Source organism: Rhodopirellula baltica SH 1 (genome assembly GCF_000196115.1).
In the GTDB taxonomy this organism is placed as follows: Bacteria; Planctomycetota; Planctomycetia; order Pirellulales; family Pirellulaceae; genus Rhodopirellula; species Rhodopirellula baltica.
The window spans coordinates 7,090,257-7,106,456 of the sequence record NC_005027.1; the positions used below are offsets into that span (position 1 = coordinate 7,090,257).

General features: G+C 54.8%; 17 protein-coding genes. 10 read left to right on the top strand and 7 right to left on the bottom strand.

Annotated elements, in window-relative coordinates; genetic code table 11:
• Positions 1–138 precede the first annotated feature (138 nt).
• The 3 genes from RB_RS27415 to RB_RS27425 form a co-directional block, all read right to left on the bottom strand.
• Positions 139–1,242 (bottom strand): M56 family metallopeptidase, encoded by a 1,104-nt coding sequence (locus tag RB_RS27415; protein ID WP_011124103.1) that lies wholly within the window; start codon positions 1,240–1,242, stop codon positions 139–141.
• Positions 1,242–1,625 (bottom strand): BlaI/MecI/CopY family transcriptional regulator, encoded by a 384-nt coding sequence (locus RB_RS27420; protein WP_007331759.1) that lies wholly within the window; start codon positions 1,623–1,625, stop codon positions 1,242–1,244. The genes RB_RS27415 and RB_RS27420 overlap by 1 nt, the downstream gene beginning before the upstream one ends.
• Positions 1,626–1,716: 91 nt before the next feature.
• Positions 1,717–2,613 carry a DUF1559 domain-containing protein gene (locus RB_RS27425; protein ID WP_231846049.1) on the bottom strand — a complete coding sequence of 299 codons (897 nt, stop codon included), beginning with the start codon at positions 2,611–2,613 and terminating at the stop codon, positions 1,717–1,719.
• Positions 2,614–2,770: 157 nt separating this feature from the next.
• On the opposite strand from RB_RS27425, the gene RB_RS27430 reads away from it, so the two are divergent.
• On the top strand, positions 2,771–3,730 hold the full coding sequence (locus tag RB_RS27430) for a hypothetical protein (protein WP_231846050.1): 960 nt from the start codon (positions 2,771–2,773) through the stop codon (positions 3,728–3,730).
• A gap of 101 nt (positions 3,731–3,831) precedes the next feature.
• Here the strand turns inward: RB_RS27430 and RB_RS27435 are convergent, their stop codons facing one another.
• A complete protein-coding gene (locus tag RB_RS27435; protein ID WP_011124106.1) occupies positions 3,832–4,458 on the bottom strand; it encodes an SOUL family heme-binding protein in 627 nt (208 codons plus the stop codon).
• Positions 4,459–4,556: 98 nt separating this feature from the next.
• Positions 4,557–6,014, bottom strand: a complete 1,458-nt coding sequence (locus RB_RS27440) for an SDR family oxidoreductase (RefSeq protein WP_011124107.1) — start codon at positions 6,012–6,014, stop codon at positions 4,557–4,559.
• Between the two features lie 257 nt (positions 6,015–6,271).
• Between RB_RS27440 and RB_RS27445 the strand changes: the two genes are divergently transcribed.
• The 6 genes from RB_RS27445 to RB_RS27470 all read left to right on the top strand — a co-directional run bounded on the left by RB_RS27445 (position 6,272) and on the right by RB_RS27470 (position 11,648).
• Entirely contained in the window at positions 6,272–7,726 is a 1,455-nt protein-coding gene (locus RB_RS27445) for a RecQ family ATP-dependent DNA helicase (protein WP_164922622.1), read from the top strand.
• A gap of 86 nt (positions 7,727–7,812) precedes the next feature.
• Positions 7,813–8,046, top strand: coding sequence for a hypothetical protein (locus RB_RS27450; RefSeq protein WP_164922623.1), 234 nt, complete (start codon positions 7,813–7,815; stop codon positions 8,044–8,046).
• A gap of 169 nt (positions 8,047–8,215) precedes the next feature.
• A complete protein-coding gene (locus RB_RS27455) occupies positions 8,216–9,274 on the top strand; it encodes a zinc-binding metallopeptidase family protein (protein ID WP_007331752.1) in 1,059 nt (352 codons plus the stop codon).
• A gap of 302 nt (positions 9,275–9,576) precedes the next feature.
• On the top strand, positions 9,577–9,981 hold the full coding sequence (locus RB_RS27460; RefSeq protein ID WP_164922624.1) for a TadE/TadG family type IV pilus assembly protein: 405 nt from the start codon (positions 9,577–9,579) through the stop codon (positions 9,979–9,981).
• Positions 9,982–9,984: 3 nt separating this feature from the next.
• Complete coding sequence (locus RB_RS27465) at positions 9,985–11,151, top strand: vWA domain-containing protein (RefSeq protein WP_011124113.1); 1,167 nt, start codon at positions 9,985–9,987, stop codon at positions 11,149–11,151.
• A gap of 2 nt (positions 11,152–11,153) precedes the next feature.
• Positions 11,154–11,648, top strand: coding sequence for a TadE/TadG family type IV pilus assembly protein (locus RB_RS27470; protein WP_011124114.1), 495 nt, complete (start codon positions 11,154–11,156; stop codon positions 11,646–11,648).
• 76 nt (positions 11,649–11,724) lie between these two features.
• Here the strand turns inward: RB_RS27470 and RB_RS27475 are convergent, their stop codons facing one another.
• Both RB_RS27475 and RB_RS27480 read right to left on the bottom strand, forming a co-directional pair.
• Positions 11,725–12,315 carry a hypothetical protein gene (locus tag RB_RS27475; protein ID WP_011124115.1) on the bottom strand — a complete coding sequence of 197 codons (591 nt, stop codon included), beginning with the start codon at positions 12,313–12,315 and terminating at the stop codon, positions 11,725–11,727.
• On the bottom strand, positions 12,305–12,808 hold the full coding sequence (locus tag RB_RS27480) for an RNA polymerase sigma factor (protein WP_011124116.1): 504 nt from the start codon (positions 12,806–12,808) through the stop codon (positions 12,305–12,307). The genes RB_RS27475 and RB_RS27480 overlap by 11 nt, the downstream gene beginning before the upstream one ends.
• A gap of 693 nt (positions 12,809–13,501) precedes the next feature.
• Here RB_RS27480 and RB_RS27485 point away from each other — a divergent pair.
• From RB_RS27485 to RB_RS27495, 3 genes are all read left to right on the top strand, one after another.
• Positions 13,502–13,882 carry a GxxExxY protein gene (locus RB_RS27485; protein WP_231846053.1) on the top strand — a complete coding sequence of 127 codons (381 nt, stop codon included), beginning with the start codon at positions 13,502–13,504 and terminating at the stop codon, positions 13,880–13,882.
• A 726-nt stretch (positions 13,883–14,608) separates the two neighbouring features.
• Positions 14,609–15,223 carry a TetR/AcrR family transcriptional regulator gene (locus tag RB_RS27490; RefSeq protein WP_011124122.1) on the top strand — a complete coding sequence of 205 codons (615 nt, stop codon included), beginning with the start codon at positions 14,609–14,611 and terminating at the stop codon, positions 15,221–15,223.
• A 110-nt stretch (positions 15,224–15,333) separates the two neighbouring features.
• Positions 15,334–16,194, top strand: coding sequence for an alpha/beta fold hydrolase (locus tag RB_RS27495; protein WP_011124123.1), 861 nt, complete (start codon positions 15,334–15,336; stop codon positions 16,192–16,194).
• Positions 16,195–16,200 lie beyond the last annotated feature (6 nt).

Genomic DNA, 16,200 nt, shown 5'->3' on the forward strand with positions numbered 1-16,200 from the left:
GGTGGCGATGACTGCAGACGGAAGTCGTAAGGGTTTAGTAGTTAGGTTTGTGAAGCATGGGAGTTGTGGACTCAGTGAGCGTGCGGGATTGGAAGGGAGGAAAGTCGGTGGACCGTTCCACGACGTTGCGATTTTCGTTCAGTCTTCTTCCGTCAGCAGTTCGTGCATCTGCACGCGATCTTCGAATGACTCGAAGTCTCGGACCTGCAGATTGAATTGATGCAATGCTTTCGCGGTCCATCTTGGCCACGGGGACCAATCGCTTCGTTGCGACGCCATCACGTTGGTTGGCAACCAAAGTTGTTGCACGAGCGTCGTGCAGAGCAAGATGATGCAGAGTGAAAGGACAGGCCGCCAATGAGCTTCACGCGGTTTGCTCTCCGCAAGCATCACCAGTCGTTTGCTGCGGCGAATCAAAGTGCTGTCATTGTTTCCAAAGGCGAGTGTTCCCATTGGAGCACCATCGCAGGAGACTCGGCGGCATTGTTCGGCGACTTTGGCCAGGGTTCTCAGATAGACACTGAACTTTCCGATCGTGGTGGCCGCAGTTTCGTCGCACAGGAATTCGCGTGTCAATTCAGCATGGTATGCCGCAGCCCGAACCATTGGATGAAACCAAAAGATCGTCGAGCAAATGCCTTGCAGGAAATGCTGCATCGGGTGCTGAGTACGGAGGTGTTCGAGTTCGTGAAGCAGAACGTGGCGAAGGGTTGCGTCTCCCGTTTGATGTTCGCTGACCATGAACGATGGCAGCACAACGACGGGGCGGTGCAATTGCCAGCAGAATGGTCCTTGGATCTTGTCAGAGACAAAAATGGACAGTTCGCGATCCTCGTCTGATGAGACCTCAGTTGCTTTGAGTAGTTCCGCTGCATCGATCCGATCGCATTCGAAATTTAGAAAATGCAGCAAGCGGACGCATAGCCAGCACCGCTGCGCGAGGGACCAGGCGACGCCCGCCGTCCACACCAACAACAACCCCATCGCGATTCGGGTTTGCCAAACTACGATTTCAAGCATCGCTTCACGCGAGGGTGTGAAGGGGAAGTGAAACAATCGGCGATGGGGAAGCAGCAGTGCTGCGGCGACCAATCCGATGATGCAAAGGAAGCAAGTTGTCCAGAGTCGGCATCCCCAGCGTGCGTCCACGACCCAGCGTTGCAATGCGGCAGTCAACGCAATGACAATCGTGATTTGGACGCACAACGTGCTTCCGACTTCAAATGCAAATCGAAGATCCATCACGAATCCCCGAGTTTCGCGGCGGCTTTTTTGACCGCTTCGATGTCATCCGGCGAGACGGCGTCGGATTCAAGTAGATTCAAGACAAGCGAACGGATGGACCCACCAAACAACTGGTCGGCGAGCGATTTCACCATGCCTTCTTGGACTTGCTCTCGCGAAACTTTTGGGGTGTAGGTGAACGCGCGGCCGATTTTCTTTCCTCGGCGGACGATTTTTTTATCTTCCAAGATCTTCATCGTCGTCAGCACCGTTGTGTAGGCGAGTTCGCGATCGATGGTGTCGACGACATCGTTGACGGTAACGCTGCCTTTGTCCCAGACAACGTCCATCACTTCAGCTTCACACTTGGTCAGCTCAACTCGCTTTTTCGATCGTGGCATCAGTTGGTATTTCAGTGAGGAACGTGGATTGGAGACTTTGTTTTTTCAGCTTGTGGTGGCAAAACATCCGGTCGCAAAGCGAAATGCATGGCTACTCTCGAAGTTTGGCCCAGCGGTGATACTCGTGCAGGTCAACGTTTTCGGTGACGAAGGTTACATGACCATCACCCCACAAGAAGTTCGCTCCGCCCGGATGACGGCTGGAGTGATCACACTCGTCGGCCAAGGGATTGTTGATGCCTTCCAGTGCAGAGCCGACCAAACGGGCCGCTGCGTCCTCGCCCGCCAAGTTGACGCCGATCCATGTGGATGGAACCTGGGCCATCGTTCGCTCACCAACGATGATTGTGTGAGAGGTTCCACGCTGGAAATCGCGGAAACGCGTCGCGTGATTTTCCAGGAAGGCTCCGTCACCCACAGGTGCGGGAGTGCAATCGTCCGCTTCGATGGTTCCAAAGATTCCGACGTAGTTGGCGGTTGGCAATTGCATCAACGCAACCGATCTTTCGATGGGGCTGAATGATTCCCCTTCGTCGTGCTCTTCGTCGTCTTGGTAGAGCGTGAAGAACGGTTCGGTGATATCGGACGGACAGAGCATCCAGTCCAACGATGTCGATCGGGCGAGTTGATGTCGCGGATCGTTCAGCGGTCGCTTTCTGTCAATCTGTTCCGCCAATGCACCTTGTTCGATATACGGCAACAGTGGCACGACCCAACCGTAAGCAGATGTGTTGCCGGGCGAAAAACTCCAACCAACGGGCAGCTTGTTCTCGGTGGAATGATGGTTCTGCATCGCCAGCCCGATCTCACGCAGATGATTGGTGCATTGCAATCGTCGAGCCGCCTCTCGAGCGGAGCCGATGGCGGGCATTAGTAAAGCGATCAAGACACCAATGATCGCCACGACGACAAGTAACTCGAGGACCGTGAAGCCAACTCGAGGGTCAGTCGTGGATCGTTTGTAGCGGTGTGAGGTCGTTTGATTCATGTTGGTTGGCCACATCCGTGTGGGGGCGATTCGAAACAAGATACGAATGAATTAGTTTTTTGGCAATCCCGTTTCGCATTGGGATTCGTCTTGTTTTTAAAACTAAAGGATTCGTAAATGGAGGCGTTGTGACACGCTTCCCTTCAAGGTGCTTCAGGTGATTTGTTCCATTTTTGACCTTCTGAACCCAAAGTGTTTTGCGGCGAGCATCAGCTTGCTGGTCGCCGCCCTCGGATCGCTTTCGGTTCAAGCGGACGAGCCGTTTTTCATCGGGCAATCTCCGCCAACACGATTGGTTTCGCACGCGGCGATCTGGGACGATTCACTGTTGTTGGATGATCCGGCGTTCGGGGCCACCGAAGATTGGTCGGGTCACCTCGAAGCAGACGAGTTCCAACGCGAGTCGTTGTGGCAGAGAATCCAAATGGATCACCAGCATTTTTATGATCTGGAATCGTTTGGATTGCTGACTGGCGGCTTCCTGCTGGGGGCTGCCGTTGCCAACACGCAACTCGATGACGAATTGCATCGACACTTTCAAGGCAGCGTTCGCGGAGCGACCAGCGATGACTGGTCAGAGTTTCTGCACGCGGATAAAGAGCTCGGCAACGGTGTTTATTCGTTGCCGATCTTCGCCAGTGTTTGGGCAGCGGGCGAATTCTTTGATGAGTCGCCCTTGCTGGTTACGACTGGTCGTTGGGGAGAACGATCGATGCGTTCGTTTCTGGTTGGTGCTCCACCGTTGATGGTTGCTCAGCGACTGACCGGTGGTTCTCGACCTGGAGAGTTGGACCGTGGTTCTCGCTGGCTGCCATTCCAAGACAACAACGGTGTGAGCGGCCATGCATTCATGTCAGCGCTTCCGTTCATCAACGCAGCAAAGATGACAGACCGTCCTGTGCTGAAGGCAAGCTTCTATGCGGGATCGCTGCTTGGTCCTCTTTCGCGAGTCAACGACGAGGCACACTATCCATCGCAGGTTGCTCTTGGATGGTGGTTGGCGTACGTGGCTGCATCGGCGATTGATCGAACTGAAACGTCCGATCACAACGTTCGATTCTTTCCGGTCATGGATTCGAACGGAGGCATCGGCGGAATGTTTGAGATTCGGCTGTAGCCGCTTGGATTGATTGAGGCGTTGGAACGATCCGATTGCTGCGTCGAGGTTCGCTTGCACGGATGTTCAATCGAATCGAGACGCGGTCAGACAAACGAGGTTCACTTCAACCGAATCAGAACTTCGTTGCGACGCAGGGGGGCGGGGGTGAAGGGGGGATCGTAGGATGCCGCTTCGACTCCGCTGGTTTGGCTTGACTCGGTGTCTTCGCTGACTGCGGCGGTCAGGCCTTTGGTTTCCATCCAGGCTCGTAGTTTGGCTTCGGATTCCTTCGCGAGCTTTTTGTCCAACTTGCCAGCGAACCGAATCACGGCGAAGCGTCCACCGGCTCGTTTGCGGACATCGACATCGGGGCCGGTCGGCGAGGGAACGCCTTCCACCGCGACTTCTTTGGGCATCACAAACCCCATCTGGACTTCCGAATCAGCCTTGTCGTTTTCCATGAAGACGGGAGTCGTCATCGAGATCTTTTGCTCAGCTTCGTTGGCTCCTGAGATGTAACGAAACAGCTTCATGAAGCTACCGTCGCGGCCTTGAGCATCGATTTTGGTCTTCGTGGCGACCAGCATCAGATCCGGATACTCGCGAATTTCGAACTCACCGTCGGATTCGACCACTTTGTATTCCGCGGATTCGTAACCCGCTCGTGTGGTTCGGCTCAGCAAGAAGACTCCGCCGGTGACCAAAGCGGCAATGGTCGCGACAGTCATGATTTTTCGACGGGACATCAGGTAGCCTTTTCTCTGCGATTGATCGATGGCAACAAATCGGAAAGCGATTTGTCTGCCAAGGAACCATAGATGGCCGGCTAGGTGGAGCGAGGACTCTACCGCTGAACGTTCTTCGCGATTCCGCGGAGCATGACGGGGAAGACCAAACCGTGCAGCGGCAACACCGCGTACCAGTACGCCAGTCCCAGCAAACCTTTGGGGCGGAATCTGGCTGTCATGACCACTTGCGTTGTTTCGGCAGAAGACGGTTCCAATTGGAAGTCGAGTTCTGCTTCGCCGGGCAGCTTCATTTCGGCTCGCAATGTCAGACGTTCGTTGGGAACCAGTTTGGTGACACGCCAAAAGTCGACCGCTTCGCCGTAGTGCAAATCACGCGGATGGCGGCGGCCACGTCGCAGACCGGGCCCGCCGATTGCTTGATCCATCCAACCGCGAACTTGCCAGAGGAACCCGGCGCCCCAATAACCATTGGCTCCACCGATCGACCGAATTTCCGCGAAGGTTTGCTCGACCGATCCTTGGACCGTGATCTCGCGGCGGTCGGTCAGCGTCGTTCCCCCGGACCAATCCGGATCGCCGGGGATTTTGCCCGCCGTCGACCAGCGTGTTTCGATATCGCCTTGCTGTGTTTTACCCAACGCTGCTTCGATGGCGGCTTCAATCCCGAGGCAGTCACCAGGCATCAATCGCACGGCGTCGTCATTCCGGCAAACGGTGCGATTCTTCAATCCTTCTGAGAGCGGTCGGGCGATGCTGCTGCTGACCGGCGTCACCAAACCAATCCACAGACTGCTGAGGTAAGGAGTCAGAACGGGGACCGGCAAAATGATTCTTCGACGGAGTTTCAGTTTTTCTGCCATCACCTGCATCACATCGCGATACGACATGACGTCGGGGCCACCAATGTCCAACGTGCGGCCGGCGGTCTCTTCCACGCCTAAGCAAGCGACGAGGTAACGCAAGACATCTCGAATCGCGACGGGCTGGGTTTCTGTTTTGACCCATTTGGGAGTGACCATGATCGGCAAACGTTCGACGAGGTAACGCAGCGTTTCAAAGGACGCGGACCCGGAACCGATGATCATCGCGGCTCGGAACACCGTGGTGGGGACGCGGCCGGATTGCAGGATTTCGCCGACTTCGTGTCGACTGTCGAGGTGTTCGGAAAGGTCGGCACCCAACTCGCCCAGACCACCGAGATAGATGATTCGACGACACGAAGAAGTTTGGGCGGTGTCGCGGAACCCGGTCGCCAGTTCACGGTCTCGCTGAGCGTATTCGCCTTTGGCGGACTGCATCGAATGCACGAGGTAGTACGCGAAGTCGATGTTTTCGAGAGCACGCCGAGTGGCCTCGGTGTCTTCCAGTTCGCCTTTTACAACCGTGAGACGCTCGTGTTGACCCCACGAAAACTTGGTCAGTTTTTCGGGACTTCGAACCAGGCAAGTCACCCGGTAGCCCTCTTCCAGCAACCGTCTGGCCAGCCGTCCGCCGACATAGCCGGTGGCACCGCAAACCAAGATGCGTTCGCTGCGAGGAGAAGATTCGGTCATGAAGTGAGCCGGGTTGGGGAGACTGTCGTTTGTGCGTTGTGGTTTTGTGCGATTGCCGTGCGATTCTTCTCGTCGCAGTTCTACCGCTGCCGTCAACGCTCTGCAGAAAGGTTAGCGGGAGGAACAGGCGGCGGTGCGGTTCAGCCAAAGAAAAGGACGGTCCGCTGCCGCTGGGTTGGCACGAGCTTTGCGATGCTGGCCCATCACGTGCCGCTCGTCGGCGTTCAAATCGCCGCCCGCCGCACGACTGTTCTACGATGGATCTACTCGCTCACCTGGACCGTTGCTTCGGGTTCCAATCCTTTCGTCACGGTCAACGCGAGGCATGCGAGTCGATCGTGGCTGGCAAAGACACGATCGTGTTGATGCCAACCGGGGCCGGTAAGAGCCTGTGCTATCAGCTGCCTGGCATCCTCCGTGATGGAGTGACATTGGTCGTCAGCCCGTTGATTTCGCTTGCCAAAGATCAAGCGGAACATCTGAAGAAGGCTGGTCAGCCAACCGTGGTGCTCAACAGCACGCGTACAAAGAAGCAAATTGAGTCCGCGCGGTCGAAGATTGCCGCGGGAAAGGTCAAGTTCGTTCTCACGACACCCGAACGATTGCAGAAAACTGATATCTGCGAATTGCTGGCCGGTGTGGGAGTCGGGTTGATGGTCGTCGATGAGGCTCACTGCGTTAGCCAATGGGGGCACGATTTTCGCCCGGATTATTTGTGCCTGCCATCCATTCGCGAACGTTTGGGGAATCCGCCGTTGGCTGCTCTCACCGCAACCGCATCGGAACGAACCTTGGATGAAGTCCGATGCTCGCTGCGTTTGAATGATCCAACCATTGTGCGAACTGGAATCGACCGACCCAATCTCCGGATCGAAGTTGTTCGTTGCTATTCGGCGGAAGACAAACTGAAACAGTTGCACCGGGCTCTCGAGATCGAAGGCATGCTGGAACGCACCGAGCCGGCGATTGTTTATTGCGGAACGACCAAGACGGCTGACCAGTTGGCGAAGTCCTTCGGTGGGTTGTGCTACCACGGCAAAATGCGAAAGGCCGATCGAGCCGCCGCTCAAGAAGAGTTCATGAACGGCCGTCCGAGCGTGATGTTTGCGACCAATGCGTTTGGGTTGGGCATCGACAAACATGACCTCCGACAAGTTATCCATGTTGAGTTGCCTGGATCGTTGGAGTCGTACTACCAAGAGATGGGACGAGCCGGGCGAGACGGCAAGCGATCGCGTTGCACACTGCTGTACGATCCGTCCGATGTGGACCTGCGGAAGATGTTTGCGGGCGGGATGATGGCTGCGAGCAAGATCATGACGGCGCATCACACGTTGGTTCGCGGGGTTCACGAGTTGGGCGAAGATGGCGAGGTGGCTTTGTCGAAGCTGGCACCGATCAGTCCGCTCGGCCGGGTCACGTTGAAGAACTGTTTTCAGTTGTTGTCGTCTCGCGGCATCGTTGCACCAGCCGGACGCGGGCGATGGCGTTTGATTGCGGACGAGCTCGAGCACCGTGTCGCGGATCGGTTGGAGGAAGCGACTCGAGTGAGATCGGAGGATCGTCAGGTGGCGTTGCGCGAGATGGTGGAGTTTGCCGAGTCATCGAAGTGTCGTTGGGAGTTGCTCCGTGAGCACTTTGGCGTCAGCGAAACGACGAGCTCGGATTGTCTGTGTGACCAGTGTGGAGCCGCCGTGGTCGCGAGTGCGTGAGTGGTGTCGCTGTGAAGTATCCAGTAACACCCGACGGTCGATACTTTGTTCACCAGCAACGATTGTGGCGATGTACCAATCCGAACTTGAGTGAGCTGGAACGCCAACGCCACGTCCGCGAACTGATGAAAGCTCGGCGAGACGTGAAGGCGGCCAAGGCATCCGGCGATGACGACGCGCTGCGAACGGCTCGCGACGCAGTGAACAAGGCGAAGATCAAGCTGGGTGAGCGAGGACCGACGTGGTGGGGCGATGACATCGATCACAACCGAAAATTGGTGCAAAACAGCCCTTATGCGGATTGGTGGGAGGCACGTTGAGCTTGCTTTGCGGAGTCGGTGCGAAGCGGATGCGGCGGGGCGGTTTCTCTTTTTTGAAAGGTGCCATTGTGCGGCAGGCTGGATCGGCTTATAGCCTCCTCCAATCGTCCCACATCTTGTTCTCGCAGGCTTTCGAACCGGGCCTGCATCCACCCAACCAGCTCGCCTCATGAAACGCTCCAACGACTCGCTTCAAGGTTTCTTGCATCTGCTACGGGCTCTCATTCGTGAACCGTCGGTTGTCGGAGTGGAAGATGCTTTTTTTCGTGTCTTGCGGCGTGAGTTGGAAGAATTCCCGGTCACGATCACGCGTTATCACGGGTTGCTGGTCGCTCAAGGCAGCGAACCAGAAAGCAATTACCTGTCCGCTCACGTCGATCGTCACGGGTTGCTGTGCACGGGGCCACGGGAGTTTCAGTACGCGGCATTCATCGCTGGAAACCGTGGGGAGCTGAACGGGGATTCGATCTCGGAACAGTTCATGGAATTGATCGCTGGTCGTTTTCGTGGACAACGCGTGCAAGCGCACACGCCGTACGCGGGATCCTATTTGGGACAGGGGACGATCACGGAATCGTTCATCTGTCCGCGTCGCAAGAACTTGATCTTCGACATCGACGGGCTCGACTTCTTGCAACCGGGAACACCGATTTCGTTTGTGGATCGACTGCGGGAAGAAGACGGGCAGATTTCCGCTCAACTCGACAACGTCGTGTCAGTCGCCATTTTGATCGAAATGATCCGTCGAGGTTTTCGCGGAACGGCATTCTTCACCGCGGGCGAAGAGTGCGGCCGCAGCTATCGATACGTCGCGGAGTGGTTCCAGCGTTTTGATTTGAAGACACAACGACTGATCGTGTTGGACACCAGTCCGTTCCCGACGCAGGAGGATTTGAACGCTCAAGAAGTGGTGCTTCGCAATCGCGATTCGGTCGCCGAGTTTGAACCCACCGTCACGGACGAACTCAGAGAGGTCTGCGATCAATTGAAGGTGACGCATCGATTCAAAGACGAGTACGTGATCGAGCTGAACAAGACACGTGAGAAGCAAAGCTCCATCGGCCGAACAGAACTCGGACGATTGATTGACGCAACCAGCGGTGACGTGACCGGAACAACGCTGCAGTTGCCGACGTCGTCCTATCACACCCAAACTGAAACGGCCAATTTGTCGAGCGTCGAAGCGGTACTCAAAGTCTTGACGCGACTGACCGGTGCGAGTGTTTGAGCGGCAACGGTTTCCAAGTTTCAGTTGCAACGAGTTTGCGTTTAACCGCATTGCTTGCGGCTGACCGAAGGGTTCGGAGCATCACACGAACCCGCTCAGTGTGACTGGGCGTGCTCATGTTGAGCGGACAGGGATTGGGAGACGCTGCAATCGATACAGCTGGGTGGCGATTTGAAAGTGTCTGTGTTGGTCCTCTGCTTTCTCCGCATTTTTATCGCTTCGTGACATAGCTTTTCAGTGGCGAAGGAACCCGCAACTTTGTGCGGGCACTTAGCAACTCCTGATTGGTTGGGCACCACATCATGAAGCATGATCAGATCATTCGAGCCAAACGCGGGGCCGCGTTGATGGAGTTCGTGATGTGCTTGCCAGTTCTACTGGTGATCACACTGGGGACGTTGGAAACTTGTCGCATGATCTATCTGCGTCAGTCATTGAAGCTTGCAGCTTACGAGTGCGCACGGTTGGCCATCGTTCCTGGTGTCGACAGCCAGATGGTTCAGGATCAATGCGATGTCTTTTTGCTTGGCCGCGGCATCCGAGGTTACACGTTCACTTGCACTCCAGCCGATCCAAGAGACGCAATCTATGGCGAGTTGGTCACAACGAACGTTAGCATGAAAGCAGAGTCCAACGCAATTGTTGGAGCTTGGTTTTACCGGGGCAAGACGTTGTCAGAATCCGTTTCCATCATGGCGGAGTATTGATCGATGCTTGCCAATATTGATGCTAACTCAGCTTGCAATGAATCGCAGGGCGGTCGCTTCACCCTGAACGTTGTTGACAAAGCCAGATTGAGAAGTCGAAGCGGCACGACGGTCGTCATGCTCGTGATTTTGTTGCCGGTGATGCTAGCTGTGGCGGCTTATTGCATTAACGTCGTTTACATGGAAATGGCGCGGACGGAACTGCAGATTTCAACGGATCTTGCGACACGCGCCGCAGGCCGGGTTCTCGCTGTGACGGGTGACAAAGCCGAGGCGATTGAAGCGGCAGAGCGACTGTTGGAAGCCAACCCCTATCTCGATCGAACGTTGTCGATTGGAGATGCCGATATCATCTTTGGAAAGTCGAACCGAACAGAGGAAAACAGACGTTACGAGTTCACTCCTGACAAAAAGGTGAACTCGGTCAGTCTTCGCGCTTTTGGTGCGGATGATGTTCCAATGCTGTTTCCGACCATGGGGGTACCGATCGAATTTCGGCCGATCAAGCAAGCGGTCGCCACCCAGGTCGAACTGGACATCGCGATCGTTCTTGACCGTTCCGGATCGATGGCGTTTTCGCATGATGAGGTGGCAAAGAACGGTTCACCATCGTCGGCGCCGCCCGGGTGGAAGATGGGGCATGCGGTCCCCGAGAATGCCAGATGGCTCGACACCGTCGCGGCAGTCAACGGATTCCTAGACATCATGGAAGATTCCAGCCACGACGAGCGAGTGTCGCTGAGTACCTACAGTGACAAGTCAAAAGCTGACGTGAAGTTGACGGGCGACTACACAGAGATCAGAGCGGCTATGAACGCACACTCCACCAAATTCAAAGGTGGGGCAACCAATATTGGATCGGGAATTCTTGAGGGCGGAGCGACGCTCGGTGACAAGAAGCTCGCGAGGTCGTGGGCTTCGCGGGTCCTGATTGTGATGAGTGATGGGATTCACAACACAGGAATTGAACCCATTCCTGCTGCCCAGCAGGTTGCTAACGAAAAGATCATGATTTTCACGGTGACCTTTTCTGATGAAGCGAATGTCCAAGAAATGGAAAAGGTCGCGGTCTCAGGAGGAGGGCAGCATTTTCACGCCAAGGATTCGCAACAGTTGACAGAGGCGTTTCGTAAGATCGCCAAAAGCCTCCCCACATTGATCACGTTTTAGTCATGGCATCCCAGGCTCGTCAAATCAAAGCACAACGGCGCGTACCAAGGCAGGGAGCTGCATTGGTTGAGTTCGCAGTTGTGTTGCCTGTCATTATGTTGTTTTTGACGGCGATGGTTGAAATCTCGCGGATTCTGATGCTGCAACACACCGCTGACACTGCAGCCTATGAAGCGGCGCGATGCGCGATGGTTCCTGGCGCGACGGTGACCGAAGCCGAATGGGAAGCTTATGCTCTCATCGAAGCGGCGGGTCTAACAAACACTGCTGTGACTGTTACCCCCGCAGAGATAACCGAAGAGACAGCCTTCATCACGGTGCGAGTCGAAGTTCCCGCGAATGACAACAGTTGGATGTTGAGCAGCCAGTTCACCGATGTTGTTGTGGCGAGTGAGGTGACTCTCCTGACGGAAAGATCTCCGATTGTTCGTTTAACCGGCATTCCTGGGTTGAAGGCCAAGAAATCGAAACTCAAGGGTGAGAAGCCTGAGATCTAAGCCAGCGATCCGGTCAAGATTCGACGTTCGTGCGCAAAGTGATTGTTGAATGCGTGAGATTGAACACGAATCAGTTTCATTGCTCTTTTGTGAACTGAGTTCGCAGTTCTTGGAAGCGTTGTTTTTCAGGTAAGAGCCGCGAGCGGATTTCTCGGTTGATCTGCCAAATGGCCAGTCCCATGCAAATCACAAAGGCGGGACCAAAGACGAGGTAAAGCAAGTGCCGCCGGGCGGGATCGATGATGAACAAGGCGATGACCAGTCCTAGTGCATTTGGAACGGCGAACCACCAAACGAAGTTGCGCATGTGTGCGATGCGGTCGTCGAGACCGTCGATGGATTTGTCGATCAATCCCAACAAGGATTGTTCAAAGCCAAGGTGGCGACGTTGCCGATCCATTCGCCATTTCAAAAGCCAGCCGGCGGCGACGAGGCACACGGTGCCAGGCAGTATCAAAATCAAATCATGGCCCTGCAAAACAGGATCGCGAAAAAACATGGCGGCGACGAACAAAAGCGTTGCGATCATGATTCCGTCGGTGATGGTGGTGATGCGTCGGAGCAATTGTTCTTTCTCGACGACTGCAAGCAGAATGCTTTCCCGCTCGACCGTTTCTTTGGTCGTGGCTTGGGAATTCCAGATCGATTGAATTTCATCAAAGTTCATCGGTGGTTTCCTGGTGGAGGAGCGAGGACAGGTGCTTCTTGATGCGATGCAGTCGAACGCCAACGTTGTTTTCTGAAAGACCAAGTGATTCGGCGATCTCACGGTGCCGGATGCCATCGAGCATCATCAGGGCGAGCGAACGGTCGATGGGATTCAGTTCAGCAATCTTTTCGTACAACCAATCCACGCGTGGGTCCGGGGTGGCCTGCTTCGTGATCGGTTCCTCGGCGAGCGTTTGTCGCTTGTTTTGATGCTTGGAATCTTTGCGAGTCCAACTGATTGCCGTGTACAACGCGACTCGGTAGATCCAAGTGGACTCCGCGACGTTGGGGCTCAGGGTTGGAATTGAACGCCAAAGCTGCAGTCCAATCTCTTGCAGCAGGTCGTCTTGATCATGGCGGTTGCTAGCGAAAGAACGAGCGACTTTGACCAACAAGCCTTGATGTTTCTCCAGCCAAACCTGGAGCTGTCGTTCCTGTTGGCGTGGATTCATGAGAGATCATGGGAAGCGAGTGAAAGAATCGGTGACTCTGATGAACTAGTCGCCTTTGAGTCGGGGATTCTTACACGGAAGAGCAGGATTATTTGCTTTTGTTTTTGGGATTGCAGATCAGCGGCGATGCGAATGTTGAAACGCGGAGTGACGGAGGAGCGGAGCTTCGTGGAGGTTGGGGGAAGAGGGGGCTGAGCTGGTGGTAATTGAGATGGAATCAAATGGAGTTGACTGATGTGGTCATTGGTGCAGTGATCGCATTTCATCGCCGACTTCGTCTCACCTGTGTTTGATGAATTTGAATATTGGCATGCTCTTCATTCTTACGAAGCGAAATTGATTGACGGCCTACACCGCATCGTCAACCGATACGGAGGCCCCAAACCAAGTTGATCGCCGACCTCTCTCCGCGAAACTCCGCTCCTCCGTTTCTCCGCGTTTAAAAAGCCCGCTGGTTTGGAGTGTGGTCATTGCTTGACTGCCAGGGAATGACGCTTGGACCCAGTCGCCCCGGTCCAAACATTTTCGTCTTTCCGACGGGCGGGTTGGGATCTTTTACGGCCAATCGTTTGGAACGTGGTGTGATTGATTGATGCGAAGATTGAAACGCGGAGTGGCGGAGGAGCGGAGCTTCGCGGAGATTGGGGGGAAGAATTTTCTTAGCCGTTGGAGAGTGAGATGGAACCGAATGAAGTGACTGATGTAATCATTGGTGCCGCGATCGAAGTTCATCGCCGACTCGGTCCGGGGCTCTTGGAGCATGTTTATCGACGTTGTCTGGCATACGAACTTCGGAAGCGAGGTTTGGCGGTCGTGGAGGAGAAGCCTGTCGCGATTGAGTACGACGATCTGCACGAACCTTGTGCTTTTCGTGCTGATCTCTTGGTGGAAGAGTTGGTGGTCGTTGAATTGAAAGCGAAGACTCAAATCCATCCCATCGACAAAACGCAGACTCTGTCGTATCTGCGTTTGATGAATCTGAATGTTGGGTTGCTCATCAATTTTCACGAAGCAAAGTTGATCGACGGGCTGCACCGTATCGTCAACCGATACGGAGGCCCCAAACCAAGTTGACCGCTGACCTCTCTCCGCGAAGCTCCGCTCCTCCGCCACTCCGCGTTTGATATTGCCTGCTGGTTGGGAAAGTGGTCATTGCGTGACCGTTAGTTGATAACGCTTCGGCCCAGTCGCCTCGATTCAAACATCGCCGTCTTTCCGAAGAATGGGTTGGAAGCTTTGACAGCCGATCAATTGGGACGGGGCGAGGTTGATCGATGAGAAGATTGAAACACGGAGAGGCGGAGGAGCGGAGCTTCGCGGAGATTGGAGGAAGAGGGTGCTGAGCTGGTGGTGATTGAGATGGAATCAAATCAAGTAGCGGCCGTGATTGTTGGTGCATCGATCGAAGTTCATCGCCGACTTCGTCTCATCTGCTACTGATGAATCTGAATGTTTGGTTGCTCACTAATTTCAAGAAGCAAAGTTGATTGACGGTCAGCATCGCCCAAACAAGCGATGCTGCGGACCCAAACCAAGTTGATCGCAGGCCTTTCTCCGCGAAGCTCCGCTCCTCCGCCTCTCCGCGTTTCAGACGAATTTCATGGAGAGTGCTCCAATACGTTTTCGCCGGTGTCGATTGTACTATTCGATATGAAATTGAGACGTTTTTGCGTCGCCCGTGAGCTTGTCGAATTGCTGTGCGACATGTGACTCTTTGGTTGAACGCTTCATTCGGTTAAGGTAGCGAACGAATGGTGTGTTCTTCGCGCGTCCAGCTCGACTCTTCGTCAGACCGATTCCATGCCTGTTGAAAATGAATCGCCGCGACGGATTGGGCGGCCTCGTCGGTTTGACCGTGAGCAGACTTTGCTGGCGATCGTTGATGTTTTTTGGCGATTGGGATTCAATCAAACCAGCTTTCGTGAATTGGAAGCCGCCACGGGGGAAGGTCGCCAAAGTTTGGTGAACGCCTTTGGGGACAAGGAATCCATCTTTGAAAAAGCCATTCAGTGCTACATCGATCACCGCGTCAATGAAGTGATCGATTTGCTTCGTGGCGAAGGGGAGCCTCTGGACCGAATCGCGAAAGTGGTGGCTCGGTGGGAAGCGGATGCAAAGGCACCCGATGATCGCGGATGCTTGTTGGTCAACACCGGCGGCGAGATTGGCCCGAAAAATGCGGCCATCGCGGATCGGATGGCAAACTCGACCCAACGTTTGGTCAACGAGTTTGCAAAGACTTATCAACAAGCGATGAGGTCAGGTGTGATCGCGACCAAGCCAACCGCGAAATCGTTGGCTCGGCTCACCGTCGCCTTGGGCGATGGGGCACTGTTGCAGGCTCGAGTCAGTGGCGACGCGGTTGCCGCGAAGCAAACGCTGACGACGCTGACAGAATTGATTCGCCGTCACTGAGGCGGCAACGAGTGGATCGATGGTCTGGCGGACTTGAGTCATCGCTGTGCATTTTGTTTTTGAACACGCATTCAAAAACTTGCATGCATTTCCTTTCCACGGAGACTCCGATGAATATTCAAGACTTTCGTAAACGTCAACAAACGCTTTCGCTCGACGGCGTGATCAATGAACCGCTGAATGTCGCCTACACCGATGTGGGCGAAGGCGAACCACTTCTGTTGTTGCATGGCATTCCAACGTGGTCGTTTTTGTTTCATGACGTGATCGACACGCTCTCTCAGCATTACCGAGTGATTGCGCCGGACATGATCGGTTATGGCTACTCTGATCGCCGTGACCAGTTTGATCGTTCGATTGAATTCCAGGCTGACTTCGTCGAGCGGTTCCTCGAACACTTGGATGTCGACAGCGCCCACTTTGTCGCTCATGACATTGGTGGCGGTGTGGCACTGATCTTGGCAGACCGAAAACCGGAACTGGTTCGGTCGATGGTGTTGTCCAACAGTGTCGCTTACGACAGTTGGCCCGTCGACGAGATGCTCGCGTTGGGGCATCCCCGCAATGCGAAGATGAAACCCGAAGAGATGACCGAAAAGTTGGTCGAGAGTTTTCAGTTTGGTTTGTCGCGTCCGGAACGCCTCACCGAAGAGTTCAAGGAAGGCATCGTGACGCCTTATCAAGAACGCGACGGGATCGTGAGTTTGGTTCGCAACGCGGCGAGCTTGAACACCAACCACACCACTCCCCTGACCAGTCGTCTGGGACAGATGCAGCAGCCGACGTTGTTGCTGTGGGGCGAAGATGACAAATGGCAACCGATCAGCACCGCGGAGCAGTTGGTCAAGGACATGCCAAACGCCGAACTGCATCCGATGAAGAATTGTTCTCACTGGGTGCCGCAAGACAATCCAGAGGAGTTTGCCAGTGCGACACTGGAGTTCCTGCAGAAAATCCCGGTTGCGGTGTGAGGCCAC